The organism is Leisingera sp. ANG-M6 (genome assembly GCF_000813905.1).
Classification (GTDB): domain Bacteria; phylum Pseudomonadota; class Alphaproteobacteria; order Rhodobacterales; family Rhodobacteraceae; genus Leisingera.
This window is the reverse complement of sequence record NZ_JWLG01000017.1, coordinates 122,289-146,710: the sequence shown is the minus strand read 5'-3', so window position 1 is coordinate 146,710 and position 24,422 is coordinate 122,289. Positions and strand designations below refer to the sequence as shown.

The 24,422-nt window shown below is 61.0% G+C and carries 28 protein-coding genes; 19 read left to right on the top strand and 9 right to left on the bottom strand.

Going from position 1 to position 24,422, the window contains the following annotated elements; all coding sequences use genetic code 11:
* Positions 1–45: 45 nt before the first annotated feature.
* Complete coding sequence (locus RA24_RS21815) at positions 46–543, bottom strand: GNAT family N-acetyltransferase (protein WP_152612169.1); 498 nt, start codon at positions 541–543, stop codon at positions 46–48.
* Positions 544–739: 196 nt separating this feature from the next.
* On the opposite strand from RA24_RS21815, the gene guaA reads away from it, so the two are divergent.
* The 11 genes from guaA to RA24_RS15725 all read left to right on the top strand — a co-directional run bounded on the left by guaA (position 740) and on the right by RA24_RS15725 (position 12,495).
* Entirely contained in the window at positions 740–2,308 is a 1,569-nt protein-coding gene (gene guaA, locus RA24_RS15775; protein ID WP_019296200.1) for a glutamine-hydrolyzing GMP synthase, read from the top strand.
* Positions 2,309–2,455: 147 nt separating this feature from the next.
* On the top strand, positions 2,456–3,142 hold the full coding sequence (locus RA24_RS15770; RefSeq protein ID WP_039192796.1) for a sulfotransferase family 2 domain-containing protein: 687 nt from the start codon (positions 2,456–2,458) through the stop codon (positions 3,140–3,142).
* Positions 3,143–3,159: 17 nt separating this feature from the next.
* Entirely contained in the window at positions 3,160–3,999 is an 840-nt protein-coding gene (locus tag RA24_RS15765; RefSeq protein ID WP_039192793.1) for a glycosyltransferase family 1 protein, read from the top strand.
* 339 nt (positions 4,000–4,338) lie between these two features.
* Positions 4,339–5,769: a hypothetical protein gene (locus tag RA24_RS15760; protein ID WP_241480953.1), complete on the top strand. Its 1,431-nt coding sequence runs from the start codon at positions 4,339–4,341 to the stop codon at positions 5,767–5,769.
* A gap of 136 nt (positions 5,770–5,905) precedes the next feature.
* Positions 5,906–6,790, top strand: a complete 885-nt coding sequence (locus tag RA24_RS15755) for a DMT family transporter (RefSeq protein ID WP_039192788.1) — start codon at positions 5,906–5,908, stop codon at positions 6,788–6,790.
* A 103-nt stretch (positions 6,791–6,893) separates the two neighbouring features.
* Entirely contained in the window at positions 6,894–8,018 is a 1,125-nt protein-coding gene (locus tag RA24_RS15750; protein WP_039192786.1) for an OmpP1/FadL family transporter, read from the top strand.
* Between the two features lie 140 nt (positions 8,019–8,158).
* A complete protein-coding gene (locus RA24_RS15745; RefSeq protein WP_019296194.1) occupies positions 8,159–9,022 on the top strand; it encodes a hypothetical protein in 864 nt (287 codons plus the stop codon).
* A 59-nt stretch (positions 9,023–9,081) separates the two neighbouring features.
* Positions 9,082–9,999 carry a homoserine O-acetyltransferase MetA gene (gene metA / locus RA24_RS15740; RefSeq protein WP_039192783.1) on the top strand — a complete coding sequence of 306 codons (918 nt, stop codon included), beginning with the start codon at positions 9,082–9,084 and terminating at the stop codon, positions 9,997–9,999.
* A 1-nt stretch (position 10,000) separates the two neighbouring features.
* On the top strand, positions 10,001–10,954 hold the full coding sequence (locus tag RA24_RS15735) for an alpha/beta fold hydrolase (RefSeq protein ID WP_039192781.1): 954 nt from the start codon (positions 10,001–10,003) through the stop codon (positions 10,952–10,954).
* Between the two features lie 61 nt (positions 10,955–11,015).
* Positions 11,016–11,885 (top strand): polyphosphate kinase 2, encoded by an 870-nt coding sequence (ppk2, locus tag RA24_RS15730; protein ID WP_039192779.1) that lies wholly within the window; start codon positions 11,016–11,018, stop codon positions 11,883–11,885.
* Positions 11,878–12,495, top strand: a complete 618-nt coding sequence (locus RA24_RS15725; protein WP_019296190.1) for a TetR/AcrR family transcriptional regulator — start codon at positions 11,878–11,880, stop codon at positions 12,493–12,495. The genes ppk2 and RA24_RS15725 overlap by 8 nt, the downstream gene beginning before the upstream one ends.
* 9 nt (positions 12,496–12,504) lie before the next feature.
* On the opposite strand, the gene RA24_RS15720 is transcribed toward RA24_RS15725, so the two are convergent.
* The 6 genes from RA24_RS15720 to RA24_RS15695 all read right to left on the bottom strand — a co-directional run bounded on the left by RA24_RS15720 (position 12,505) and on the right by RA24_RS15695 (position 17,347).
* Positions 12,505–13,563, bottom strand: coding sequence for an adenylate/guanylate cyclase domain-containing protein (locus RA24_RS15720; RefSeq protein WP_019296189.1), 1,059 nt, complete (start codon positions 13,561–13,563; stop codon positions 12,505–12,507).
* On the bottom strand, positions 13,560–13,928 hold the full coding sequence (locus RA24_RS15715) for a group I truncated hemoglobin (RefSeq protein WP_019296188.1): 369 nt from the start codon (positions 13,926–13,928) through the stop codon (positions 13,560–13,562). Before RA24_RS15715 ends, RA24_RS15720 begins: the two co-directional genes overlap by 4 nt.
* 134 nt (positions 13,929–14,062) lie before the next feature.
* Positions 14,063–14,674 (bottom strand): CatB-related O-acetyltransferase, encoded by a 612-nt coding sequence (locus RA24_RS15710; protein ID WP_052269611.1) that lies wholly within the window; start codon positions 14,672–14,674, stop codon positions 14,063–14,065.
* Positions 14,675–14,826: 152 nt separating this feature from the next.
* A complete protein-coding gene (gene rpsI, locus RA24_RS15705; protein ID WP_019296186.1) occupies positions 14,827–15,312 on the bottom strand; it encodes a 30S ribosomal protein S9 in 486 nt (161 codons plus the stop codon).
* A gap of 5 nt (positions 15,313–15,317) precedes the next feature.
* Entirely contained in the window at positions 15,318–15,776 is a 459-nt protein-coding gene (gene rplM, locus RA24_RS15700) for a 50S ribosomal protein L13 (RefSeq protein ID WP_019296185.1), read from the bottom strand.
* A gap of 167 nt (positions 15,777–15,943) precedes the next feature.
* Positions 15,944–17,347 carry an aminotransferase-like domain-containing protein gene (locus RA24_RS15695; RefSeq protein WP_039145773.1) on the bottom strand — a complete coding sequence of 468 codons (1,404 nt, stop codon included), beginning with the start codon at positions 17,345–17,347 and terminating at the stop codon, positions 15,944–15,946.
* Positions 17,348–17,443: 96 nt separating this feature from the next.
* Between RA24_RS15695 and RA24_RS15690 the strand changes: the two genes are divergently transcribed.
* The 3 genes from RA24_RS15690 (at position 17,444) to asd (ending at position 18,988) form a co-directional block, all read left to right on the top strand.
* Positions 17,444–17,677, top strand: coding sequence for a DUF1127 domain-containing protein (locus RA24_RS15690; RefSeq protein WP_039145766.1), 234 nt, complete (start codon positions 17,444–17,446; stop codon positions 17,675–17,677).
* Between the two features lie 99 nt (positions 17,678–17,776).
* Positions 17,777–18,013 carry a hypothetical protein gene (locus RA24_RS15685; protein WP_019296182.1) on the top strand — a complete coding sequence of 79 codons (237 nt, stop codon included), beginning with the start codon at positions 17,777–17,779 and terminating at the stop codon, positions 18,011–18,013.
* Between the two features lie 84 nt (positions 18,014–18,097).
* Positions 18,098–18,988, top strand: a complete 891-nt coding sequence (asd, locus tag RA24_RS15680; RefSeq protein WP_019296181.1) for an archaetidylserine decarboxylase — start codon at positions 18,098–18,100, stop codon at positions 18,986–18,988.
* Positions 18,989–18,998: 10 nt separating this feature from the next.
* On the opposite strand, the gene RA24_RS15675 is transcribed toward asd, so the two are convergent.
* Positions 18,999–19,421 carry a PaaI family thioesterase gene (locus RA24_RS15675; RefSeq protein ID WP_039145759.1) on the bottom strand — a complete coding sequence of 141 codons (423 nt, stop codon included), beginning with the start codon at positions 19,419–19,421 and terminating at the stop codon, positions 18,999–19,001.
* A 58-nt stretch (positions 19,422–19,479) separates the two neighbouring features.
* Here RA24_RS15675 and RA24_RS15670 point away from each other — a divergent pair, with 58 nt between their 5' ends.
* The 4 genes from RA24_RS15670 (at position 19,480) to gluQRS (ending at position 23,448) form a co-directional block, all read left to right on the top strand.
* On the top strand, positions 19,480–20,265 hold the full coding sequence (locus tag RA24_RS15670; RefSeq protein ID WP_039192778.1) for an enoyl-CoA hydratase: 786 nt from the start codon (positions 19,480–19,482) through the stop codon (positions 20,263–20,265).
* 322 nt (positions 20,266–20,587) lie between these two features.
* On the top strand, positions 20,588–21,943 hold the full coding sequence (gene trmFO, locus RA24_RS15665; RefSeq protein WP_039192776.1) for a methylenetetrahydrofolate--tRNA-(uracil(54)-C(5))-methyltransferase (FADH(2)-oxidizing) TrmFO: 1,356 nt from the start codon (positions 20,588–20,590) through the stop codon (positions 21,941–21,943).
* A gap of 33 nt (positions 21,944–21,976) precedes the next feature.
* Entirely contained in the window at positions 21,977–22,591 is a 615-nt protein-coding gene (locus RA24_RS15660; RefSeq protein WP_039145756.1) for a class I SAM-dependent DNA methyltransferase, read from the top strand.
* Positions 22,588–23,448 carry a tRNA glutamyl-Q(34) synthetase GluQRS gene (gene gluQRS, locus RA24_RS15655; RefSeq protein ID WP_039192773.1) on the top strand — a complete coding sequence of 287 codons (861 nt, stop codon included), beginning with the start codon at positions 22,588–22,590 and terminating at the stop codon, positions 23,446–23,448. Before RA24_RS15660 ends, gluQRS begins: the two co-directional genes overlap by 4 nt.
* Before the next feature lie 36 nt (positions 23,449–23,484).
* Here gluQRS and hisI read toward each other — a convergent pair whose 3' ends face one another.
* Complete coding sequence (gene hisI, locus RA24_RS15650; protein ID WP_019296175.1) at positions 23,485–23,844, bottom strand: phosphoribosyl-AMP cyclohydrolase; 360 nt, start codon at positions 23,842–23,844, stop codon at positions 23,485–23,487.
* Between the two features lie 77 nt (positions 23,845–23,921).
* On the opposite strand from hisI, the gene RA24_RS15645 reads away from it, so the two are divergent.
* Positions 23,922–24,374, top strand: coding sequence for an iron-sulfur cluster assembly scaffold protein (locus RA24_RS15645; protein ID WP_019296174.1), 453 nt, complete (start codon positions 23,922–23,924; stop codon positions 24,372–24,374).
* The last annotated feature ends 48 nt before the right edge of the window (positions 24,375–24,422 follow it).

The window sequence follows — 24,422 nt, the reverse complement described above, 5'->3', positions numbered from 1 at the left end:
TTCGCAGCACAGAGTTCGCCGGAACTCGCACCCGCCAAGCCGGTTTTACGCTTTCAGCAGCGGATCAAGACTGTCCCAATGCACCCGGATCGCGGGCATGGCGTATCCGAAAACGTCAATCTCCTTGCGCTCGCCGGCACTGCCGCCGATCCGGAAATAGAACGCCAGTGCGCGGGAATTACTCTCTGCGACCCACAGATAAGCCGAATTTGCACCCTGGGCCTGCAAACGGCGGGCGGCCTCCTTCATCAGGCGGCGGCCAAGACCTTGTGACCGGGCGGTTTCCGACACATGCAGGTTGTCGATATAGGGTTCATCACCGGTCCAGACGGTTATAAAGCCCTGTATCCCCGCACCCTCTGCAACAAGCACGACGTCACGGTCCGAAAACTGCAGCTTTTGCCAGTGCCGGGCGAGGTCGGACACGACCTGCTCCTGCAGATACGCCGACGGCAGGACACCGGCATAAACACTGCGCCAGCTGGCAATCTGCAATTGCGCAACAGCCGCGCGGTCGCCTGCCCGCATTTCCCTGATAACCACTGTGCATGCCTCCCCTGTACCGGAAGTTCAGCAGAGCAGAAGCTTTACCTGCAAGGCAAGCCTCTGCACCGAGTTTTACTGCACCGCACCCAGCCGGAGGGTTTTCAGAGCCGGGTGAGCTGTTTGCCCGGCACCCTGTGCCACTGCAAGCACCAAAGCCCTTGCGAAAAAAACCTCCTTGGCCTATGGCGCGTGCATGACCCAAGACACCCATGACCGCCTTCTCATCATCGACTTCGGCAGCCAGGTCACGCAGCTGATTGCGCGCCGCCTGCGCGAGCTGAATGTCTATTGCGAAATCCACCCCTATCAGAATGTCACCATGGACTTTGTGCGCGAACTGGCGCCCAAGGCGGTGATCTTCTCGGGCGGGCCTGACAGCGTGACCCGCGAGGGCAGCCCGCGGGCGCCGCAGGAGATTTTCGACTACGGCGTGCCGATCCTGGGCATCTGCTATGGCCAGCAGGTGATGATGCATCAGCTGGGCGGCAAGGTGGAAAGCGGCCATGGCACTGCGGAATTCGGCCGCGCCTTTGTGACCCCCACGGTTGAGACGCCGCCGCTGCTGGAGGGCTGGTTCGCAAACGACAACGACCGCGAGCAGGTCTGGATGTCGCACGGCGACCACGTCAGCAAGATCGCCCCGGGGTTCGAGGTCTATGGCACCTCCCCCAACGCGCCTTTTGCCATCACCGCCGATGTCAGCCGCAATTTCTATGCGGTGCAGTTCCACCCCGAGGTGCACCACACCCCGAACGGCGCCAAGCTTTATGAGAACTTTGTCAAACTGGCGGGTTTCTCCGGCGACTGGACCATGGGCGCCTACCGCGAGCAGATGATCGAGAAGATCCGCGAGCAGGTCGGCGACAAACAGGTGATCTGCGGATTGTCCGGCGGCGTCGACAGCTCGGTTGCGGCGATCCTGATCCACGAGGCGATCGGCGATCAGCTGACCTGCGTGTTTGTGGACCACGGCCTGCTGCGCAAGAACGAAGCGGAAGAAGTCGTCGCGATGTTCCGCGACAACTACAACATCCAGCTGATCCACGCAGATGAGAGCGATCTGTTCCTGGGCGAGCTGGACGGCCAGTCCGACCCGGAAACCAAGCGCAAGATCATCGGCAAGCTGTTCATCGACGTGTTCCAGAAACACGCCGACACCATCGACGGCGCCGAGTTCCTGGCGCAGGGCACCCTGTACCCGGACGTGATTGAATCGGTCTCCTTCTCGGGCGGGCCTTCGGTCACCATCAAATCGCACCACAACGTCGGCGGCCTGCCGGAGAAGATGGGCCTCAAGCTGGTGGAACCGCTGCGCGAGCTGTTCAAGGACGAGGTCCGCGCGCTGGGCCGCGAACTGGGTCTGCCGCAGAGCTTCATCGGCCGCCACCCTTTCCCCGGACCGGGCCTGGCAATCCGCTGCCCCGGCGAGATCACCCGCGAAAAGCTGGAGATCCTGCGCGAAGCGGATGCGATCTATATCGACCAGATCCGCAAGCACGGTCTGTACGATGACATCTGGCAGGCCTTTGTGGCGATTCTGCCGGTCCGCACCGTTGGCGTGATGGGCGACGGCCGCACCTATGACTACGCCTGCGCCCTGCGCGCGGTGACATCTGTCGATGGCATGACCGCGGACTACTATCCGTTCAGCCACGAGTTCCTGGGCGAAACCGCCACAAGGATCATCAACGAAGTGAAGGGCATCAACCGCTGCACCTACGACATCACCTCGAAACCTCCGGGAACCATCGAGTGGGAATGATCCCTGCAGTTCACGGGCTTTGAAACCGCGGTGGAAACCACGCCTGTTTTAAAGAACGTTTAAACAATTTGCGCCATCTTGAGCCAAACGCTTGGCCGCCGGTTTAACCACGGCGGCCAACTGCTTGGAGGCAAATGGAGGCGCAAAATGCCCTTGATCAAATACAAAGACGTGCTGCTGCACTTCGCGCATATTCCCAAGTGCGGCGGCACATCCATTGAGCGTTACATTCAGGGCCTGAACGGCGTCAGCCTGGCGTTTGTGGACGAGCAGTATGTCGCTAATCCGCCCCAGCAGCACTGGAACATATCCTCCCCGCAGCACATCGACGGGGAATCGATTTCGCGGCTGTTTCCCAAGGATTTTTTCACCGGCTTTTTCACCATCGTGCGCGATCCGATTGCCCGGCTTGAAAGCGCCTACAAGTTCCAGCGGCTGGTGGAACGCAGGATCGGCAGTGATGAAACCCTGGACCAGTTCGTCAAGACCCGCCTGCTGGAGAATGTGCTGACCAAGGGCTGGATGGACGGTCATTTCTACCCGCAGTCTGGCTTCTTCTATCCCGGCGCCAACTACCAGGTTTTCAAGCTGGAAGAGAACGGCGCCGAAAAAGCCAAGGCCTTCATTGATGCAACCCTGTTCGGCAACCCGGCCAGCCTGCAGATGACGCACAGCAACCACCTGCGCGTTCCCGAAGGTTTCAACCCCGGCGACCTGGTTTTGAGCGACGAAGGCTTGGCCGTTGCCGAGAAGATCTACGGCATGGACTTCGATAATTTCCAGTATCAGCGGCGCTCCGCCGTCCGGCAGCTGCCCGAAGCGGCTGCTGGCTGAGGTCTGATCGGCATCCCATGACACAAAAATACAATATTTGTTTGGCGCAACCGGATAACTACCCGCACACCGGCGCCTTTTCTGAGCTTGCTGACCTGATTCAATTCGCACTGCGGGATCTTGGCTATGAAGCGGCAATACACAAAAACAAGATCGACCCGTCAGCCCGGAATATCCTTATCGGCATTCACTTGATGACCTGCGCCATGGCCAAGGTCGTTCCAGCGGACACTATCATCCTGAACACCGAGCAGTTAGGCAGCACCCTCTCGCATTGGAACAAAAACATCGTTGAGTGGTTTTCACATGACTTCACCTTGTGGGATTACAGCGATGCCAATGTCAGCTATCTGAATGACTTTGGTGTAAAGCGGGTTGAGAAGCTTCAAATCGGATATCAAAAGGAACTCCGCCGGATCACGCCCCGGCAAAAGAAAGACATCGACGTTCTGTTCTACGGCAGCGTGAGTCCGCGACGCAAGAAAATCCTTGATGACCTTCGCGCGTGTGGTTTGACGGTCAAACAGCTGGAAGGTACTTACGGAAAGAGCCGTGATGATTGGATTTCCCGATCCCGTATGGTGCTGAATCTCCATTTCTACGACTCTCAGATTTTTGAGATCGTCCGCGCCTTTTACCTGATGACCAACGGCATCCCTCTGGCAAGCGAACTCAATAGTGGAACAATGATCGACGAATGCTACCGTGACGGCATCCTGGGCCTGCCTTATGACGGGCTTGCCGAGGGCATAGCTGAAGTGCTGCAAGATGAAGCAAAGCTGGAACGGATTGGCAAAAAAGGCAACGAGACGATTGCTCGGTATCCCCAGGCGCATTTGCTGCGCGAGATACTCTAGCGGCTGAAAATCCCACTGCTTCTGCAGGCCGCGCAGGGTTCTGCAAGACTTAGCACCTTAGCTTGATCTCACCACCCTTTCTCAATGAAATCAAAAACATATCCTGGCGGCCCGGATTGGCAAACCGGGCCGCTTTGTGTTGCTGCGGCCGGCATTTACAAGTTTTCACCCGGCTTGCAGATGGGTTACCGGCAGCCTGCGGTTAACCAATTTGTCAGGTGTTTTTGAAATAGTCTCCAGGACGCCGACGGCTTGGAGAACCCAATGATTATTTGCCACCCGCTGAAACTCATCTTTATCAAAACCAAAAAGGTAGGCGGCACGTCATTTGAAATCGCCTTGTCCAGCTTTTGCGACGACACCAGTGTGATCACCCCGGTGTCTCCCGAGGACGAAGAAACCCGCTCAGGCCTGGGCTATCCCGGGGCACAAAATCACCAGCGCCAAACCTGGCCCGACGGCACTGAAACGGAGGGGGATTTCTACAATCACATCCCCGCCGCAGAAGCCAAGGCCCTCATCCCGCAGGACATCTGGGACAGCTACACAAAGGTCACCATCTGGCGCGACCCGTATGACGCGATCATTTCCCGCTACTATTGGGAGATGGCCGAGACTGAGAGCCTGAACTTCGGGCTGTTTGTGCACAAGTTCTACGGCATGCTGACTGAAAACGCCCAAATCGCACCGCTGGAAGGGCCGGCTGCACCCGATGTCTTTTTACGATACGAGCATCTGGAAGAGGACATCGCGGCGCTTGGCGTCGAAGGCCTGTGGGAGCGGTTTTCAAGCCTGCGTGCCAAGGAAGGTGTCCGCCCGCGCACTGGCACTGATGCCGCAACGCTCTATGCCCGTTACCCGGGGGCCGCGGATGTCGTTGCAGAGCAATGCGCCGGCGAAATACGCAAGTTCGGGTATACACGCCCAGGCGCGGCACCAGCCACGCCCAAGCAAGAACAGCCTGCCAAAAGCGACTTTTTCTTCACTCTTTCGGCCGGGCGCACCGGTACCGCCTGGCTGGCGCAGTTCCTGGGTGACAATCTTCGGATCAAATCCATCCACGAGCCGCTGAACATTGAAGACTTCGGCACACAAATGCCGGAAATCAAGCACATGCGGACTTTCAACACTTATGGAATGAACGCCCGGATGCAGAAGTTCTGGAGCGACAAACTGGCGTCGCTGGAAGCGCCCTATGCCGAGTCCAACCATACTTTGGGCAAATGCGGGCTGATCGAAGCGCTGGCAGAAAGCCCCATCCGCAGCCGCACCACCGTGATCCTCCTGCGCCGCGACCTGGCCAAGCAATGCGCCAGCTATGTCGGCCGCAATGACTTCATGAATATCACCATCCGGTGGCAGTGGTACCTGGACATGGGCTACAGCAATTTGATCGTTGACCCTGCCCGTTTCCTGCCGCTGGGTCAGGTCGGCTGCGCCATCTGGTACGCGCTGGAGATGGAGGCGCGCTATGCGTACTACCTGCTGAAATACGGCGGGCAAATTAAGTTTGTCGGGGCCATGCTGGAAGAGGCCACCAAGCCGGCAGGTGCGCCCAAACTGCTGGCGGCCCTGGGCCACCGCGGCCGGGTCTTGCTGCCGGAAAAGAAAAACGCCACCCGCGACTCCTCCGGAGTGACGGAGCAGCTGACCTCAGAAATCCGCACTCTGCTGGACCGGCTGAACTTTGACCCGGTGGAGGCGGCCTCTGCCTATATCAAGTCAGGCCGCTCACTGGATGCGCAAGAAGCGCACCGCGCGGCGGCTTGAAACTGGCGCGCGGCCTCTTTCGCTTGCGCCGCGCTGTCAACTGGCAGGCCTGTAATCGCAGCTGCCGCGCCGCCATGCGCTTGACCCCGGGTGAAAATTCCGCCTTTCCTCTCCCCAGCTGAACAAGGGGGCAGGCATGGCAGAGGGCGAGACACGCGCAGGGCTGGCGGCGCTGTGGATGGTGGGGGCGATTGTCTCCTTTTCGGCCATGGCGGTTGCCGGGCGTGAGGCCGGACTGACGCTGGATACCTTTGAAATCATGGCCTACCGCAGCCTGGTGGGGGTGCTGATCGTGGTGGCCGTCCTGACAGCGGCAGGCCGCTGGCATCAGGTGCGGCGGCAGCGGCTGGGGGTGCATCTGCTGCGCAACCTGTTCCACTTCACTGGCCAGAACCTGTGGTTTCTGGCGGTGACGCTGATTCCGCTGGCCCAGGTCTTTGCGCTGGAGTTCACCTCGCCCCTGTGGGTGATCATCCTGTCGCCGCTGTTGCTGGGCGAGGCGCTGACCCGGCGGCGGATGCTGGCGGCGGCGCTTGGCTTTGCCGGCATTCTGGTCGTGGCCCGCCCCAGCCCCGAGACGCTGAACCTTGGCCTGGCGGCAGCGGCGAGCTGCGCCATCTTCTTTGCCCTCACCGCGATCCTGACCAAACGGCTGACCCGGCACGAGCACACCGCCTCAATCCTGTTCTGGCTGACCTCGATGCAGCTGGTGATGGGGCTGCTGGCGGCAGGATGGGACGGCGACATGGCGCTGCCGGACGCAACCACCCTGCCCTGGCTGGTGCTGATCGGCATTGCCGGGCTGACTGCGCATTTCTGCCTGACCACAGCCTTGTCGCTGGCGCCGGCCAGCGTGGTGGTGCCGGTGGATTTTGCCCGCCTGCCCGCCATCGCCATCCTTGGCATGGTGATCTACGGAGAGGCGCTGGACGCCTGGGTGCTGGGGGGAGCCGCCATCATCTGCATTGCAAATTATCTTAATATAGTTGCAGGCCAGCCGCGCAGAACCCCTCAAAGCTGACCGAATCCGGCTAGTTGCCGCGCGGTTAATGTTGATTTGCCGAAATCCGCCCGATTACGTTCGCGTAAAGCGGCTTCCACTGGCCGCAACTCAGGGAGGAACAATGAAACGCTATCTTGCAACCTCGGCGGCTTTGGCGCTGGTATCTGGCTCTGCCATGGCGAGCGGTCTGGACCGCACCGGCCAGCCGATCGGCATCATCTTCGAAGAAGGCAACTACGCCGAGTTCTCGTTTGCTACAACTTCGGTGGACCTGTCGGGCAACGACCGCACTTCGCTGAACCCGCTGGGGTCTGCAACCGGTGATGTCGGCGAACGGTTCAACATGTTCGGCGCGGGCTACAAGCGCGACATCAATGAGCAGCTGTCCTTTGCGCTGATCTTCGACCAGCCGTGGGGTGTGGATGTCGCATATCCCACCAGTAGTTCGCTGCTGCTTGGCGGCACGACTGCACAGGCGGATTCGAACTCGCTCACTGCGATGCTGCGCTACAAGTTCAATGACCGCTTCAGCGTCCACGGCGGCATCCGCTACCAGGAGCTTGACGGCGAGATCAATCTGCAGGGCGGCGCTTACAGCTCCATCGGTGGCAGATACAACGTGAAAGTGGACAAAGATGGCGCGTTTGGCTGGGTGGCCGGCGTCGCCTATGAGATCCCCGATATCGCCCTGCGCGTGGCACTCACCTACAGCTCTGAAATCGAACATGATTTCAACCTGAACGAAACCTTTGCCACCACCGCCACCGCCAGCACCACGACAAAAACCAAAACGCCGCAATCGGTGAACCTGGACTTCCAGACCGGCGTCGCCCAGGACACGCTGCTGTTCGGCGGCATCCGTTGGGCTGAGCACAGCGTAACTGATTTGGTGGTTCCGGGCCTGAGCACCTTGGCCGGCCGCTCCGTTGATCTGATCGACCTGGACGACTCGATCACCTACACACTGGGTGTCGGCCGCGCCTTCAACGAGAACTGGTCCGGTTCTGTGGCGCTGATCTATTCGGATTCGGACGGCGACAACCTGGTCTCTCCGCTGGCGCCGACCCACGGGTATGAGGCGATCCGCGTTGGCGTGCAGTACAAACAGGACAACATGACCGTCTCTGCCGGTGTCCGCTACACCCAGCTGGGCGATGCGGTTGCCTCCCCTGGCGGCAACCCGGTCACCAACTTCCAGGACAACGACGCAGTCAGCTTTGGCCTGAAGGTCGGCTTCCACTTCTGATCCGGGCACCTGCCGGGCAGTTTGCCCCGCTCCCGTTTGGGGGCGGGGTTTTCTTTTGCCGCGGCGCATGCGCGCATGGAATTGACCCGGCCCCCGCGGGTGGCTAGCAAGGCGTGACACCTTCAGGGACTTGGACTTTCATGCTCTACTCTTCCGCACAGGACTGGCGCGACGCCCCCAGCAAACGGGTGCTGTTCTTTGGCATGTCCGGGCTTGGCAAAACCTATGTCAGCAACGTTCTGCGCGGGGCCGGCAGCTGGTTCCACTACTCGATCGATTACCGCATCGGCACCCGTTACATGGGCGAATACATCGCCGATAATGCCAAGGCCGAGGCGATGAAAGTGCCGTTTCTGCGCGAACTGCTGCTGACGGATTCGATCTTTATCGGCTCCAACATCACCTTCGAAAACCTGCGCCCGGTCTCGGCCTATCTGGGCAAGCCCGGCGACACCGCCAAGGGCGGTTTGCCGATTGCCGAATACAAGCGCCGGCAGGAGCAGTTCCGCGTCGCCGAGATCCGCGCTCTGCTGGACACCGAGTATTTCGCGGACCGGGCACAGCAGCTGTACGGCTACCCGAATTTCATCTGCGACACCGGCGGCTCGATCTGCGAATGGGTCGACGCCAATGACCCGAACGACCAGATCCTGTCCGAGCTGAGCAAGCACACGCTGATGGTCTGGATCAAGGGCAGCGAGGAGCACACCGCAGAACTGGTCCGGCGCTTTGACCGGGCGCCCAAGCCGATGTCTTACCAGCCGGAGTTCCTGAACCGCGTCTGGCAGGAATACCTTAAGGAAAACAAGATACCTGAGGCGGATGTGGACCCCGATGCATTTATCCGCTGGACCTACTCCCAGGCACTGGCCCACCGCCAGCCGCGCTATCAGGCGATGGCGGACAACTGGGGCGTCACCGTGACCGCCAGCCAGATCTCCGCCGTCAAGGATGAGGCTGGTTTCGTGGATTTGATCGCCGAAGCCCTTGAGGACCGCGGCTAAGCCGACTATCTGACAACCTCCGCTATATCGCACAACTTTCCGCAAATCAGGATACTGACATGCCCATCAAGATCCCCGCTGACCTGCCCGCCTATGACGTTCTGACGAACGAAGGCGTGATGGTCATGTCGCCGGATCAGGCGGCACGTCAGGACATCCGGGCGCTGCGCATCGGGCTGCTCAATCTGATGCCCAAGAAGATCCAGACGGAGAACCAGTTTGCCCGGCTGATCGGGGCGACGCCCTTGCAGATCGAGCTGAGCCTGATCCGGATGACCGAGCATCAGACCAAGAACACTGCGGCTGCGCATATGGAGGAGTTCTATCACTCCTTCCAGGAGGTGAAGCACGAGAAGTTCGACGGGCTGATCATCACCGGCGCTCCGATTGAGCATCTCGACTTTCCTGAAGTTACCTACTGGGAAGAGATGCGCGAGGTGTTCGAGTGGACCCAGACCAACGTGCATTCGACCTTTGGCGTCTGCTGGGGCGGCATGGCGATGATCAACCATTTCCATGGCGTGAAGAAACACATGCTGGACCACAAGGCGTTCGGCTGTTTCCGGCACCAGAACCTGGCACCGGCCTCGCCCTATTTGCGCGGGTTCTCGGATGATTTCGTGATCCCGGTCAGCCGCTGGACCGAGATGAAACAGGCGGAAGTCGATATTGCGGAGGGGCTCAAGACGCTCCTGGGCAGCGACGAAGTCGGCCCCTGCCTGATTGAGGACAAGGCGCACCGGGCGCTCTATATCTTCAACCATTTCGAGTACGACAGCGATACGCTGAAGCAGGAATACGACCGCGACGTGGCCAACGGCACCCCGATCAACGTGCCGGGCAACTACTATCCGGACGATGACCCCAGCCGCCAGCCGCAGAACCGCTGGCGCAGCCACGCGCATCTTCTCTATGGCAACTGGATCAATGAGATCTATCAGACGACGCCCTATGACATGGATGAGATCGGCCGCTAGGATGCTGGCCTGGGCAGGCCTTGCTGTGGCAGCGGGGACTGCCCTCACGCTTTGGCAGGCGGGCCGGCGCGAGGCCGCGGCTGAGGCCCGCCATCCGCCGCAGGGGCAGATTCTGGTGGTCGGCAGCCACAGGGTGCATGTGGTGGAGATGGGCCAGCCCAAGGGCAGCGCGCCTGATCTGGTTTTGCTCCACGGCTCCAGCGGCAACATCAGTGACATGACTTTCCGTCTGGCTCCAGCGCTGGCTGATGAGTTCCGTATCCTGATCTTCGACCGCCCCGGCCTGGGATACTCCAGTCCTCTGAACGGCACGGGGGCGACCATCCGCCAGCAGGCGGATCTGCTGCGCGAAGCAGCGGCACAGATGGGGGCTGAAAAACCCGTGGTGCTCGGGCAAAGTTATGGCGGCGCCGTGGCGCTGGCCTGGGCGGTCGATCATCCAGATAGCATTTCCGCGCTGGTTTCTGTGTCCGGGGTGGCCTACCCCTGGACCACTCCGCTGGATCCGCTGTACCGCGTCACCTCCTCGCGCTTTGGCAGTGCTGTAGCAGTGCCCGTGCTGGCGGCCTATGTGCCGGACTTCGTGATCAGCCGCTCCTTGCAGGAAATCTTTGCCCCGCAGCCGGTGCCACAGGGGTATGCCGAACACTTTGGCACCAGACTGTCGCTGCGGCGCAATTCGCTGCGGGCCAACGCCCGGCAGCGGGCGAACCTGCTGGAGGAAGTGACAGAACTTTCGCAGCATTACGGCCGCATCACGGTGCCGCTGGAGGTGATCCACGGCACTGAGGATGATCTTGTGAACCTCAAGCTGCACGCCGAAGGGCTGGCACGGGATGTCGACAGTGCGCGGCTGACGCGGCTGGAGGGGATTGGCCATATGCCGCAGCATGTCGCAACAGAAGATGTCGCCGATGCGGTGCGCCGCGCGGCGGAACGCGCGCATTTGCGTTAAAGCGATTCACATTCCATACTTCCTTCCCATATAAGGGGTTGAGGATAGAAGGGTTTTGCACATGCCGCTGCCGTTTGACGGGGCCATCAGCCGCTTTTTCCAGAGCGGCGCACCGGAGGAGATCCGCGAGGCCATCAAGGGCGCGGACAAAGATGAAATCCTCAGCCCCAGCTATCCGCACAGGAAGCTGATGAAGCGCAAGGCCTATGACAAAGAGCTTGAGGCGCTGCAGATTGAACTGGTCAAGCTGCAGTGCTGGGTCAAGGCCACGGGCCAGCGGATCGCCATCGTCTTTGAGGGCCGCGATGCGGCTGGCAAGGGCGGCACCATCAAGCGGTTCCGCGAGAATCTGAACCCGCGCGGCGCGCGGATCGTGGCGCTGTCCAAGCCCACCGAAGCGGAACAGAGCCAGTGGTATTTTCAACGCTACGTCCAGCAGCTGCCGTCGGGCGGCGAGATCGTGTTCTTCGACCGCAGCTGGTACAACCGCGGTGTGGTGGAAAAGGTGTTCGGTTTCTGTACGGATCAGCAGCGGGAGCGGTTCTTTGACCAGGCTCCTGGATTTGAAGCGGCTTTGGCTGAAGATGGAATCCACCTGTTCAAATTCTGGCTCAACGTCGGCCGTGCCGAGCAGCTGCGCCGCATTCTGGCACGCGAATCCGACCCGCTGAAACAGTGGAAACTCAGCCCGATCGACGTGAAGGGGCTGGAGAAATGGGACGACTACAGCGCCGCCATTTCAGAAACTTTCGCGCGCAGCCACAGCGCGGAGGCCCCCTGGACAATCATCCGCTCCGATGACAAACGGCGGGCTCGGCTGGCGGCGATGCGCTGCGTGCTGCATGCGATTGACTACGCTCAGAAGGACGCCAAGGCGATTGGCGCCCTGGACCAAGAAATTTGCGGAGGCCCGGAAATCTGGGATGCCTAAACGCGGTTATCATCACGGCAATCTGCGCCAGGCGCTGGTCGAAGCAGCGCTGCAGCTGATCGAGGCTAAGGGGCCGACCGGTTTCACCCTGTCGGAAGCGGCCAAGCAGGCGGGGGTTACCCCGGCAGCGGTTTACCGCCATTTCGAGGGGCGCGAGGATCTGATCGCGGAGGCCTCGCGCCAGGGCTACGTGATGTTTGCCGACCTGATGCAGCATGCCTATGACAAGTATCAGCCGTCAGCACTGGCAGCGTTTGAGGCAACCGGGCGGGCCTATTTGGCCTTTGCCCGCAAGCATCCCGGCCACTATATCGCGATGTTCGAAAGCGGTATTTCGGTGAACCGCACGCCGGAACTGGCAGATGCCGCGGCACGCGCGCGCGCGATTCTGGAACGTGCAGCGGCGGACCTCAGCCAGCATATCCCTGCGGAGAAACGCCCGCCGGCCTCGATGTTCTCTGCGCATGTGCTGGCGATGAGCCACGGGGTGGTGGAGCTTTATGCGCGCAACTCGCCCGGGGCTGCATCGCCGTTCCCGCCGGAGGATCTGCTGGAAAGCGGCATCGGCATCTACCTGCGCGGTTTGGGGCTGATCGGGCCGGACAATTAGAACCGGCCGCTAAAAACGCCCGCTGGGCTGCGGGGCGCTCAGCTCGTCGCCGACGTTCACCAGGTTCACCTCGCCGATGCCCTTGATGTCTTCAGGGCCGATGTCGGTTACGTGGAATTCCTCTGACAATGCGTCCTTCATGTCCTCTGGCGCGACGATTTTCATCGGGTTGGCAAAGACTTGCAGACGGGAGGCCAGGTTCACTGCGGGGCCGAAGACGTCATAGACGTACTTCTGAATACCCACCACAGACCCCACGGCTGAGCCGGTGCCAAGGCCGATCCGCGCCTGCCATTTGTGCTGATGGCTCTGGTTGCGCCGGTCCAGATAGCGCAGGAAACGGGTGGCGCAATGGGCCACGGCGGTGGCGTGGTCCGGCGTCGGTTCCGGCATTCCGGCAACCGCCAGATAGGCGTCGCCGATGGTCTTGATCCGCTCGCAGCCGTATTGCTCGACGATGCGGTCAAACGCAGTGAAGATGTCGTTCAGCTCTCCCAGCGTGACCGTCGGATCGGTGCGGGAGGCAAAGTCGGTGAAATTCACGAAGTCCAGCATCACCACCGACACCTTGGGATAGAGCTGCGGGGTGACGACGCCGAAGGTCTTGAATTCCTCATAGACGGAGCGCGGCATCAGATTCAGCAGCAGCCGCTCCACCCGTTCCTTCTCGCGTTCCAGCTCGCGGGTGTTGCGCTCCACCATGGTGGAATAGCTGTCGATCATGCTTTCCAGCTCGCGGATGCGGGTGATGTTCTGGCATTCCACCACCAGCAGCGCCTCGTTCAGGTGGCTGGCCTGGGAAATGTTGATGGCAAACACCAGCGTGCGGCGTTTGCGCTTGATCTTCAGCTCCGCTGAATAGCGCAGGCCCTCGTCGCAGAGCGGCCCCAGGTCCTCCGGCTGCAGGCCATCGATGGCATCGGTTAGTGACGCGCCCTCCCCCGGGGTGCCGAACCATTCCGCAAAGGGCTGATTGTGAAAGACAAATCCAAGGTCTGATGCCCGCACTACGGCAACGCCGACACCAATAGCACGCAGCAGCTGTTCATTGATGGCGGCAATGCTCATGCCGCATCCCGGGTAACGATGATGCTGCGTTTGCCCTCGATGGCGCTGAGCGTGGTGCGGATGTCCGGCTCAGACAGCCCATGCTGTTCCAGCGCTTCTTTCAGCAATGCTCCCATCTCGTCGAAGTCTTCGTGGGTTATGCCGAGGGCCCTGTGCACTGCCTCCAGCCGGTCGTCGCTGAAGGACGCAGGCCCGCCCAGGAGCGAGGAAATGAACTTGGTCTGGTGATCAATGAGACGCGCCATGTCGACATCAGCGAAGTAGTCGCCGATCTGGTCAGAATCGAGCGCCAGCTCGTAGAAGGTCATTACAACCCGGCTAATGGCGCTGAACCCGCCGTATTTCTCATAGATTGTTTGCGGCATGACAGCTGTCCCCCCATCAGGAAGCGGTCCGCCCATGTTACGCTAATTTTGCGAAAAAGTTAACGCCCGGGGCCGCTCGGGGCGCCCGGGCCGGAAATCAGCTCAAACCAAGACCAGAATCCCGGCCTCCCGAGTCAGGCCGCGCTTTCATCCGTGAAGGTCACCAGATCGCTGACGATACACTGCAAACCTTCGATAAGATCCACGGTCGGCTGCGTAGACAGCAGCGGTGCCATTTCCTGGATCAGCGGCAGCGGCAGGTCCCACCAGCGCAGTTCCAGCAGTTTCTGGCACACCGCATCATCAAAGCGTTTGCGCACAAGCTGCGCCGGGTTACCGGCCCAGACCTCATAAGCGCCCACATTGCCGGTTACGGTGGCATTGGGGCTGATGACAGCGCCGTCGCCGATTTTGACGCCCCCCAACAGGGTGGCATTGGCGCCAATCCAAACGTCATTTCCGATCACCACATCGCGGCTGCCGGAGTGCGGCGCATGAGTCTCGGCTCCGCCCAGATGTTCCGTGAAGGCTTCGCCAAACGGAAAGGCGGAGATCCGGTCCAGCGCCGGAGACTGATCCAGCATGATCCGGACACTGCGGCCGATCGAGCAGAAGGAGCCGACTGTCACATTGGCACCGCCGCCCTGCCCTTCGATTTCCATATCTTCATAGCCATGAGTGAAGCGGCCGATTTCCAGTTTGCCGTCGCCGATCGGGGCAGTCTTGAATTGGTCTGGTGATGTCATGCTGTTCTGCCTTCCGTTTCCCGTCCTAGGATTTCCGTGCCACCCTAGGAAATCTTTCTAAAGGAACCCTGAAAGCATCCGGAAGCAGGCGGGCACTGGAACGAAAAAGGGCCCGCCAGCGGCGAGCCCTTCCAAAAGCATATGTTTCCAGCTTAACGCTTGGAGAACTGGAACGAACGGCGGGCTTTGGCCTTACCGTATTTCTTACGTTCCACAACGCGGCTGTCGCGGGTCAGGAAGCCGGCCGCTTTCAGAGCGCCGCGCAGCGACGGATCGTACAGCTGCAACGCTTTAGAGATGCCGTGCTTGACCGCACCGGCCTGACCGGACAGGCCGCCGCCCTTGACGGTGGCGTAAACGTCAAACTCGCCTTCGACGCCGGCAACCTGGAACGGCTGGCGCAGGATCATCTGCAGCACCGGACGGGCGAAGTACTTGTTGATTTCCTTGCCGTTCACCTCGACCTTGCCGGAGCCCGGCTTGATCCAGACGCGGGCAACAGCGTCTTTACGCTTGCCGGTGGCATAGGAGCGGCCCAGTTCGTCACGAACCGGCTCACGCGCGATGGTTTCTTCAGCCACTGCTTCCACACCGGTTGCAGCTGCGAGCTCTTCGAGAGTGTTGATCTGATCAGACATCAATATCAGCTCCGGGTGTTTTTCTTGTTCATGGATTTGACGTCCAGAACTTCAGGTGCCTGGGCTTCGTGCGGGTGCTCGGCACCAGCGTAAACGCGCAGGTTGGTCATTTGCTGACGCGACAGGCGGTTGCCCGGCAGCATACGCTTGACCGCTTGGGTCACAACGCGCTCCGGGTGTGCACCTTCCAGGATTTCCTGCTTGGTGCGCGACTTGATGCCGCCCGGGTGGCCAGTGTGCCAGTAGAAGTGCTCATCGCGCTTCTTGCCGGTCATCTGCACCTTTTCGGCGTTGATGATGATGACGTTGTCGCCCATGTCCATATGCGGAGTGAAGGACGCTTTGTGCTTGCCGCGCAGGCGCATGGCAACGATCGAGGCAAGACGGCCCAGCACCACGCCCTCGGCGTCGATGATGATCCACTTCTTCTCGATATCTGCCGGAGTAGCAGAGAAGGTTTTCATGGCAGGTCAATCCTGTTTGTCGTGAAAGGCAGAATCCCATCGGTCATCGGCCTGAATTCGATGGACGGGGTTTACGGGCATCCCAAGCCCCAGTCAACACCACCAAACAAGAATAAATCATTTGAAAACAGCGCGTTAAAAAATAGGTATAATAATACCCCACAAAATCACACGCTGATCTGCTCCGGCGGGTTGTCCAGCAGGGCGCGCAGGCGCAGCATTGCCTCCTCAAACTGTTTCAGCGGCACATGCGCGTTGATGGCAATGCGCACCGCATGGGGCGCGCGGCCGTCGCGCAGGGCGAACTCATCCGCAGAGCGGATCTGCACCCCGTTGGCCTCTGCCGCGCGGGTAAAGGCGGCGGCGCGCCAGCCGGACGGCAGTTTCAGCCAGAGGAACGGAACCTCCGGGTTCCAGGTCAGGTCAAAGCCGCCAAGCGCGTTGACAGCCACCCGCACATAGCGGGCCATCTCACTGCGCACGGATTGCACCAGCCCGGGCAGGCGCGGGTCACTGAGCAGGATCCGCACCAGTTCCGCAAGCGGCTGGGCGAGGCCGAAATAACCATACTCCGCCACCCGGCGCAGGTCCGCCGCCCGCCCCTCCGGCGCAAGGGCAAAACCGACGCGCAGGGCCGGCGTCAGAATCTTGGAGATCGAGGACACGTGCCAGGCCAGTTCCGGCGCCAGCGCCCGGTAGCTGGGGGCACGCGCCTCGCCCAGGCGGTAGCAGTCATCCTCGACAATCTGCACCCCGTGGCGGCGGGCAATGCGGACGATCTCCTTGCGCCGTTCCAGCGGTGTGAACAGCCCGGTGGGATTGTGCACTTCCGGGCTGGTGCAAATGACAGAAGCGCCGGATTTACGGATCGCCAGCTCCATCGCGTCCGGGCGGATGCCGTGTTCATCCATCGCCACCTCGACCACCTGCGCCCGCAGAAGCTCAGCCGCACGGCGGAATCCTGCATAGGTCAGGTCCTCGACAAGTATCACTGGCTGGGGGCCTTCCAGAATCGCCTGCAGCACCACCATCAGCCCGTTTTGGCCGCCATGGGTCAGCACCACGTCCTTTTCGCTGACTGGGCCGACCGGCGCCTTGGCAATCCATTCTGCAGCGGCCTGGCGTACCGGTTTATATGCATCGCGGGTCGGGTAGTTCAGAAAATTCCGCGCCTCGCCTTCCGCAACTTTGTGCAGCGCCTCGCGGACGGCAGCCACCTGCCCCATGTCGGCAATCCGCGGGCTGAACAGGCTGACATGGCCGGGATCGCGCGCCTCCAGCAGATGCAATTCCCGCGACCATACGTCATCGGGCACCGGCTTCTTCTTCTCGGCTACAAAAGTGCCACGCCCGACTTCGGCCTCCAGCACGCCCTCATCGGTCAGGATGCTGTAGGCGCGGGCGACAGTGCCGGGTGTTATGCTCAACTGATACGCGAGATCGCGGACCGGCGGCAGCTTTGTACCAATTTTCAGGCTCCCCGCTTCAACAGCAGAGCGGATTGTATCTGCGACCTTTTTGTACTTGGGACCTTTTGTCTCACCTAGGGCTTGCGGCCAAATTGTACCCATTACAATCCATCCTTGGACAACATCTCACCCCCTTTGTATCAAAACACTACGACAAATCAACAGGATTGTATCAACACAATACGAAGGAAGCCTCCCATGGCACAGCACACGCAAATGGCACAATCGAACATGTCCTTTCTGAACAGCCGCCCGGCCCTGCCGGTGCTGGCGCAGTTGGCCGTCTCCTTTGCCGTGCTGGTGACCAAGTGGAGCCTGCGCCATCGCACCCGAACCCATTTGAAACACCTGAGCGAGACGCAGCTGAAGGACATCGGGCTGAGCCGTGAGGACGCCCATTATGAAGCCACTCTTCCGTTCTGGCGCCCGTGATCCCCTGGGCAAAGGAACAACCTGACGGCCGGGGTTCGCCCCGGCCTTTTTTATTTACGCTTGCCTGGCGATAAGCGCACCACGCACAAGGACGCAGACATGGCGCACACCAACAAGGTAATCCACTCCGTCAATCTGGACGGCGATTTCGTTTGCGTTGACATTTTTCAGCGTCCGGACGGCACTTTTGGATTTGACGAGTTTCGCCGCGACCCGGAAGACGGTCGCGGCTGGTACAGTATCGGCCACTATGGGAGCCAAGTATTTGCCGACGCTGAATCCGCGATTTTGGAAGCACGGAACAGCATTGGCTGGTTCCAGGACAAGCAGGGCTAATGCACTGCCTGCTGCAAACCGCTCTTGGCGCGCCCGCCGCTTCTTGCTAGGCGCAGCGGGACGAAACCTGATTTGGCAGATTTGATGCGGCGCGACCCCATTCTTGTTGTTAACCGCGAGACCGGTGAGACCTTTGAAGAGGCCGTGCTTGGCGAGAAATGGATCCGCTGGGCCTATCAGAACGCCAGCGCACGGCCGGTGGAAAAGCTGCTGTTCCGCTCATCCCTGATCAGCCGGCTGATGGGCGCCTGGTTCGATTCCCGGTTCTCCAAGGGCAAAATCGCGGCAGTTGTCGACGAACTGTCCATCGACATGAGTGAGGCCACGGCTCCGGCAGACAGCTATGGCTGTTTCAATGACTTCTTCGTGCGCCACCTGAGGCCCGAGGCCCGCCCCTTCAGCGCGGACCCGAAGGACATTGTATCGCCCGCCGATGGCCGGGTGCTGGTGTTCCCGGAACTGGCAGAGGACGTGTTTGTGCCGGTCAAGGGCTATCCGATGTCGGTTCGCACCATGCTGCCCGGCATTGCGGAGCGGTTCATTGGCGGCGCGCTGGCAATTGTGCGGCTGTGCCCGGCGGACTACCACCGCTACCACTTCCCCGCCGCGGGCCGCATCACCGCAGCACAGGACATTCCCGGCGCGCTGCATTCGGTGAACCCGATTGCACTTGGCGCGGGGCCGGATGTGTTCGGCGAAAACAAGCGGACCTGGACCCTGATCGAAACCGAAAACCTGGGCAGCTATTGCTTCGTCGAGGTCGGCGCCTTCGGTGTCGGCTCCATCGTCAACACCCGCACCTCGGGCGCGGTGCAGAAGATGGACGAGAAAGGCTATTTCAAGTTCGGCGGCTCCACCGTGGTGGTGGTGTTCGAGCCGGGCAAAGTGCGGTTCGCCGATGATCTGGTGGCAAACAGTGCCAAGGGCCGCGAAACACTGGTCAAGGTGGGCCAGCCTTTCGCCACCGCCCTGTGAAAGCTGCCCCCTAACGCTTGGGCGGGATTGAATAGGTCATCGAGGCACGCGCCACCGGCTCTGCCATGCCCTCGGAATAGATCAGCACATCCGCCACCGCCAGCACCCGGCCCAGCTTCAGCAGCCGCGCCTCCCCGATCAGGTCTGCCCCAGCCGCAGGTTTGCGCATGAAGTCGAGCGAGCAGTTGGTGGTCACTGCCAGCGCCTCCTGCCCCAGATGCGCCAGGATCAGCGCGTAGACCGCGCAATCGGCCAGCGCAAACATCGACGGGCCGGACACCGTGCCGCCGGGGCGCAGGTGCCGCTCCGCCGTCAACAGCCGCATCCTCAGACGGTTTTCCTCCATCGCGTCGATGGCAAAGTCATCCCGCACCTGCGGAAAAATCTCATGCAGGTATTCCGTCAGACCTGCGACATCAAATGCCAGCGCCATGCTTTCCCTTTCTGTTCACCCCGCCTAGAGTTGCCCCCGGATTTGCGAGGAGGGCAAGATGGCAATTCTGGAACGTCACGACACGGGCGCAATTGCGCGGCTCACCATGAACACGCCCGAGAAGCTGAACGCGCTGTCGGACGAGATGCTGGCGGCGCTGCAGGAACAGATCGATGCCTTGCGCGAGGACAGCCGCATCAAGGTTGTGATTCTGTCAGGAGCGGGCAAGGCGTTCTGCGCAGGCCATGACATCAAGCAGATGACCGCGGGCCGCGCGTCTGAGGACGGCGGCAAGGCTTACTTCCAGGATCTGTTTGCCCGCTGCACCAGCGTGATGACGGGGCTGCAGTCCCTGCCCCAGCCGGTGATTGCCCAGGTTCACGGCATCGCCACCGCGGCGGGCTGCCAGCTGGTTGCCTCCTGCGATCTGGCGGTGGCGGCTGAGGGCACCAGATTCGGCGTCAACGGCGTGAACATCGGCTTGTTCTGCTCCACCCCAATGGTGGCGCTGTCGCGGAATATCCCGCGCAAACAGGCGTTTGAGCTGCTGACAACTGGCGAATTCGTCGATGCCGCCCGCGCTGTCGATCTTGGCCTCGCCAACCGCGCCGTGCCGCTGGAAGATCTGGAATCGGAAACAACCCGGCTTGCGGAGATCATCGCCTCCAAGCTTGGAGCTGCGGTGAAGATCGGCAAACAGGCGTTTTACGAGCAGCTGCAAATGCCGCTGGACCAGGCCTACGCCTATACCAGCGGCGTGATTGTTGAAAACCTGATGCACCGCGACACCATCGAAGGCATGGCCGCGTTCATCGAAAAACGTGCCCCTGACTGGCAAGAATGAGTTTTTCCGAAAATTTACGGAAAGCTTTAGCCTTTGTTTACCAATAGGAACGTAATGTTTCCGTAATAGGCCAAATGACCGCCTTTCAATTCGGGCGGAAAGATGGCAAAGATTGGGCACGGCCGCTGAGCAGTCACCGGCCCGCACAATTTGGGCTGCTGCTGCGGAAGGGTCCCTCCAACCGGTCTCTCACCCGGCGATCCATCCCCGCAGCGGCGGCCCCAAATTTCCCCAACCAGCCCAGACAATCCGCGCCCGGCCATCCGCCTGCGCAACTGCCAAGCCTGTTGCACGATCCCGCCCCCTGCCCTATGTGGCGGGCATGACAGATCATTCGGCACAAACACTGCATATCGTGGGCGGCGGCATGGCCGGCTCGGAAGCGGCCTGGCAGGCGGCAAACATGGGCGTTCAGGTGGTGATCCACGAGATGCGCCCCAAGGTGGAAACCTTTGCCCACCAGACCGGCAACCTGGGCGAAATGGTGTGTTCCAACTCCTTCCGCTCCGATGACGACGAGCAGAACGCCGTGGGCCTGCTGCATTGGGAAATGCGCGCCGCAAACGGGCTGATCATGACCACCGCGGATGAGCACCGCCTGCCCGCCGGCGGCGCCCTGGCGGTAGACCGCGATCCCTTTGCCGAAACGGTGACCGCCAAGCTGAAGGCGCACCCGAATGCCACTGTTTCTTATGAAGAAATCACCGAACTGCCCACCGATGGCCACTGGATCTTTGCCACCGGCCCGCTGACCTCGCCGGAACTGGGCAAGGCGATCCAGGCCGAAACCGGTGCTGAGGCACTGGCCTTCTTTGATGCCATCGCGCCGATTGTCTATGCAGAAAGCATCGACATGTCCCAGGCCTGGATGCAGTCGCGCTATGACAAGGGCGAAACCGAGGAAGAGCGCACCGCCTACCTCAACTGTCCGATGGACAAGGACCAGTACGAGGCCTTCATCGACGCGCTGCTGGCCGCCGACAAGACCGAGTTCCACGAGGGTGAGACAGCAGGCTATTTCGACGGCTGCCTGCCGATCGAGGTGATGGCCGAACGCGGCCGTGAAACCCTGCGCCACGGGCCGATGAAGCCGGTTGGCCTGACCAACCCGCACCAGCCGGAGGTCAAGGCGCATGCGGTGGTGCAGCTGCGCCGCGATAACGCGCTGGGGACGCTGTTCAATATCGTCGGCTTCCAGACCAAGATGAAATACGGCGCCCAGACGGAAGTCTTCAAGATGATCCCCGGACTGGAAAACGCCAGCTTTGCCCGGCTCGGCGGCATCCACCGTAATACTTTCATCAACTCGCCCACACTGCTGGACGCGCAGATGCGGTTGAAGTCCAAGCCCAACATCCGCTTTGCCGGCCAGATCACCGGGGTTGAGGGCTATGTGGAAAGTGCTGCCATGGGCCTGCTGGCAGGCCGCCTGGCAGCGGCGGAAATCCTTGGCCAGGAGCTGCCGGAAGTGCCGCAGGACAGCGCCATGGGCGCGCTGATCCACCACATCACCGGCGGTGCCGAGGCCAAAACCTTCCAGCCAATGAACGTGAACTTCGGCCTGTTCCGCCCGGTGGACGGCCTCAAGGGCGGCCGCCGCGGCCGCAAGGACCGTTACAAGGCCTATACCGACCGCGCCAAGGATGTCTGGCAGGAGTGGCTGAAAAACTTTTCCTAGACGAAAAGCCGTGTCCGCGCCTAAACTTTTCCCATGAGCGAAAAGTTTCTGGACAAGGCGTACGGCCTTGAAACACCGGAAGCGACCCTGGAGCACTATGACCAATGGGCCGCTTCCTATGACGCTGAGATTGCCGAAAACGGTTACGCAACACCGGGGCGGATTGCCCAGGCTTTGGCAAAATACCAAACCGACATGAGCGAGCCCGTGCTGGATTTCGGCTGCGGAACCGGATTGGCTGGTCTGGCCTTGCGGCTGCAGGGGTTTGAAACCGTGGACGGCATGGAGCCGTCGGAAGAAATGCTGGAACAGGCCCGCAGCAAGGACGCCTACCGCACGCTGACGCGGATCGATCCCGCGGCGAAACAGCCGATCCCGCACGGCGCCTACCGCCTGATCACCGGCTGCGGCGTTCTGGGCACAGGCGCAGCGCCGCCCGCGGTGTTCGACACGATCATGCACGCCCTGCCGCGCGGCGGATTGTTCGCCTTTTCCTACAACGATCACGCGCTGGCGGACCATGCCTACACCGGCAAGCTCAATGAATGGCTGGACTGTTCAGCAGCACGGCTGCTATTCCGGGAACACGGGGATCACCTCCCCGGCATCAACCTGAAGTCCACCGTTTATGTAATTGAGAAAGCGTGACATTCACCACACGTTTCGCACCGTCGCCAACCGGACCGTTGCACCTGGGCCATGCCTATTCGGCGCTTCTGGCGCATGACATGGCCGTGGCCGAGGGCGGCACCTTCCTGCTGCGCATCGAAGACATAGACCAGTCGCGCGCGCGTGCCGAATGGGAGGCGCAAATATATGAGGACCTTCACTGGCTTGGCCTCAGGTGGCCGAAACCGGTGATGCGCCAGTCGGAGCGGTTGCACCGTTACCGGGCAGCACTCAAACAGCTGACTGCGATGGGCCTCACCTATCCCTGCCGCTGCAACCGTGCTGATATCGAGGCGGCTGCCGGCGCGCCGCAGGAAGGGGTGCCGCAGTTCGGCCCGGACGGACGCATCTACCCTGGCACCTGCCGCAGCCGCCTGCCATCGGAGACCGCGGACCGGGACGTGATCCGCCTGAATATGGAGAAAGCGGTCCGCGCCGCCGGTTTGCGAAGCTTCGCGGAGACCGGGCCGGAGTTCCAGGGCGCGCATGCTTTGGACCCTGACGCGCTGATCTCAGGTGTTGGCGACATCATTCTGGTGCGCCGCAACATGGGCAGTTCCTACCACCTGTCGGTGGTGATGGATGACGCGGACCAGGGCATCACACATGCGGTGCGCGGTGCAGACCTTTTCGAGGCAACCCAAATCCACGTCCTGCTTCAATGCCTGCTGGACCTGCCCACACCCATTTACCACCACCACCATCTGATCCGCGATGAGAACGGCAAACGCCTCGCCAAACGCGACGACGCCCGCGCCATCGCCAAATACCGCGCCGAAGGGGCCACCCCGCAAGACATCCGCGAAATGGTGGGCCTGCCGCTTCTTTCTGGCTGAAAATATCCCCGCCGGAGGCACGGCCCGCCAGGGCCGTTATTCCATCGGCTTCATCAGCTCAACCTCTTCCCCGTCCCGCACCGCGGTATAGAAACAGGTCCGCCGGTTGGTGTGGCAGGCCGCACCGGTCTGGCGCACCAGTGCCAGAAGGCAGTCACGGTCGCAGTCAATCCGCAGATCCACCAGTTCCTGCACGTGGCCAGAGGTCTCGCCCTTGATCCAGAACGACTGCCGCGAGCGCGACCAATAGGTGACTTTGCCGGTCTCAAGCGTCTTCGCCACCGCATCGGCATTCATCCAGGCCATCATCAGCACCTCGCCGGAGGCGTCGTCCTGCGCAATGCAAGGGATCAGCCCGGCATCGTTGTAGGTCAGGCTGGCGGGATCAAAGGACATGTCTAAAAACCTTTTGCATCTGCTGTTCGGCTCCCTATGTATGGGGAACCTGCAAAATGGGAAAGACCGGGAAAGCAATGTCTGGCGATAGTGATCTGATCAAGCTGTATTCCTCGCGCATTCTGGCGCTGGCAGCCGACATTCCGCACCTCGACCGGTTGCAGGCGCCGGACGCCACGGTCAAGAAACGATCGCCCTTGTGCGGCTCTGCCGTGACCGTCGACGTCAAGGTTGAGGATGGCCGGATCACGGATTTCGGTCAGGACGTGAAGGCCTGTGCCCTGGGTCAGGCCTCTGCCGCGGTGGTAGGCGCCAATGTCATTGGCCGCTCGCAGGAAGAGGTTGAAACCGCCCGCAATCAGCTCAAGGCCATGCTGACCCAGGACGGACCGGTCCCTGATGCGCCGTTTGACGGGCTGGAAGTTCTGCAGCCTGCAAAGGAATTCAAGAACCGCCACGCCTCGATCATGCTGGCGCTGGAGGCAACTCTGGAAGCGATGCAGACCGCTGCCAAGGAGCAATGCGCCTGAGGCACTAGGTCCGCGGCACAAAACGCTCACAGCAATGAGCACCAGACT

Bases quoted from the DNA above. Each gene is read 5' to 3' on its own strand.
- guaA (WP_019296200.1), top strand. From the start codon at position 740: ATGACCCAAGACACCCATGACCGCCTTCTCATCATCGACTTCGGCAGC.
- RA24_RS15770 (WP_039192796.1), top strand. From the start codon at position 2,456: ATGCCCTTGATCAAATACAAAGACGTGCTGCTGCACTTCGCGCATATT.
- RA24_RS15765 (WP_039192793.1), top strand. From the start codon at position 3,160: ATGACACAAAAATACAATATTTGTTTGGCGCAACCGGATAACTACCCG.
- RA24_RS15755 (WP_039192788.1), top strand. From the start codon at position 5,906: ATGGCAGAGGGCGAGACACGCGCAGGGCTGGCGGCGCTGTGGATGGTG.
- RA24_RS15750 (WP_039192786.1), top strand. From the start codon at position 6,894: ATGAAACGCTATCTTGCAACCTCGGCGGCTTTGGCGCTGGTATCTGGC.
- RA24_RS15745 (WP_019296194.1), top strand. From the start codon at position 8,159: ATGCTCTACTCTTCCGCACAGGACTGGCGCGACGCCCCCAGCAAACGG.
- metA (WP_039192783.1), top strand. From the start codon at position 9,082: ATGCCCATCAAGATCCCCGCTGACCTGCCCGCCTATGACGTTCTGACG.
- RA24_RS15735 (WP_039192781.1), top strand. From the start codon at position 10,001: ATGCTGGCCTGGGCAGGCCTTGCTGTGGCAGCGGGGACTGCCCTCACG.
- ppk2 (WP_039192779.1), top strand. From the start codon at position 11,016: ATGCCGCTGCCGTTTGACGGGGCCATCAGCCGCTTTTTCCAGAGCGGC.
- RA24_RS15725 (WP_019296190.1), top strand. From the start codon at position 11,878: ATGCCTAAACGCGGTTATCATCACGGCAATCTGCGCCAGGCGCTGGTC.
- RA24_RS15720 (WP_019296189.1), bottom strand. From the start codon at position 13,563: ATGAGCATTGCCGCCATCAATGAACAGCTGCTGCGTGCTATTGGTGTC.
- RA24_RS15715 (WP_019296188.1), bottom strand. From the start codon at position 13,928: ATGCCGCAAACAATCTATGAGAAATACGGCGGGTTCAGCGCCATTAGC.
- RA24_RS15710 (WP_052269611.1), bottom strand. From the start codon at position 14,674: ATGACATCACCAGACCAATTCAAGACTGCCCCGATCGGCGACGGCAAA.
- rpsI (WP_019296186.1), bottom strand. From the start codon at position 15,312: ATGTCTGATCAGATCAACACTCTCGAAGAGCTCGCAGCTGCAACCGGT.
- rplM (WP_019296185.1), bottom strand. From the start codon at position 15,776: ATGAAAACCTTCTCTGCTACTCCGGCAGATATCGAGAAGAAGTGGATC.
- RA24_RS15695 (WP_039145773.1), bottom strand. From the start codon at position 17,347: ATGGGTACAATTTGGCCGCAAGCCCTAGGTGAGACAAAAGGTCCCAAG.
- RA24_RS15690 (WP_039145766.1), top strand. From the start codon at position 17,444: ATGGCACAGCACACGCAAATGGCACAATCGAACATGTCCTTTCTGAAC.
- RA24_RS15685 (WP_019296182.1), top strand. From the start codon at position 17,777: ATGGCGCACACCAACAAGGTAATCCACTCCGTCAATCTGGACGGCGAT.
- asd (WP_019296181.1), top strand. From the start codon at position 18,098: ATGCGGCGCGACCCCATTCTTGTTGTTAACCGCGAGACCGGTGAGACC.
- RA24_RS15675 (WP_039145759.1), bottom strand. From the start codon at position 19,421: ATGGCGCTGGCATTTGATGTCGCAGGTCTGACGGAATACCTGCATGAG.
- RA24_RS15670 (WP_039192778.1), top strand. From the start codon at position 19,480: ATGGCAATTCTGGAACGTCACGACACGGGCGCAATTGCGCGGCTCACC.
- trmFO (WP_039192776.1), top strand. From the start codon at position 20,588: ATGACAGATCATTCGGCACAAACACTGCATATCGTGGGCGGCGGCATG.
- RA24_RS15660 (WP_039145756.1), top strand. From the start codon at position 21,977: ATGAGCGAAAAGTTTCTGGACAAGGCGTACGGCCTTGAAACACCGGAA.
- hisI (WP_019296175.1), bottom strand. From the start codon at position 23,844: ATGTCCTTTGATCCCGCCAGCCTGACCTACAACGATGCCGGGCTGATC.
- RA24_RS15645 (WP_019296174.1), top strand. From the start codon at position 23,922: ATGTCTGGCGATAGTGATCTGATCAAGCTGTATTCCTCGCGCATTCTG.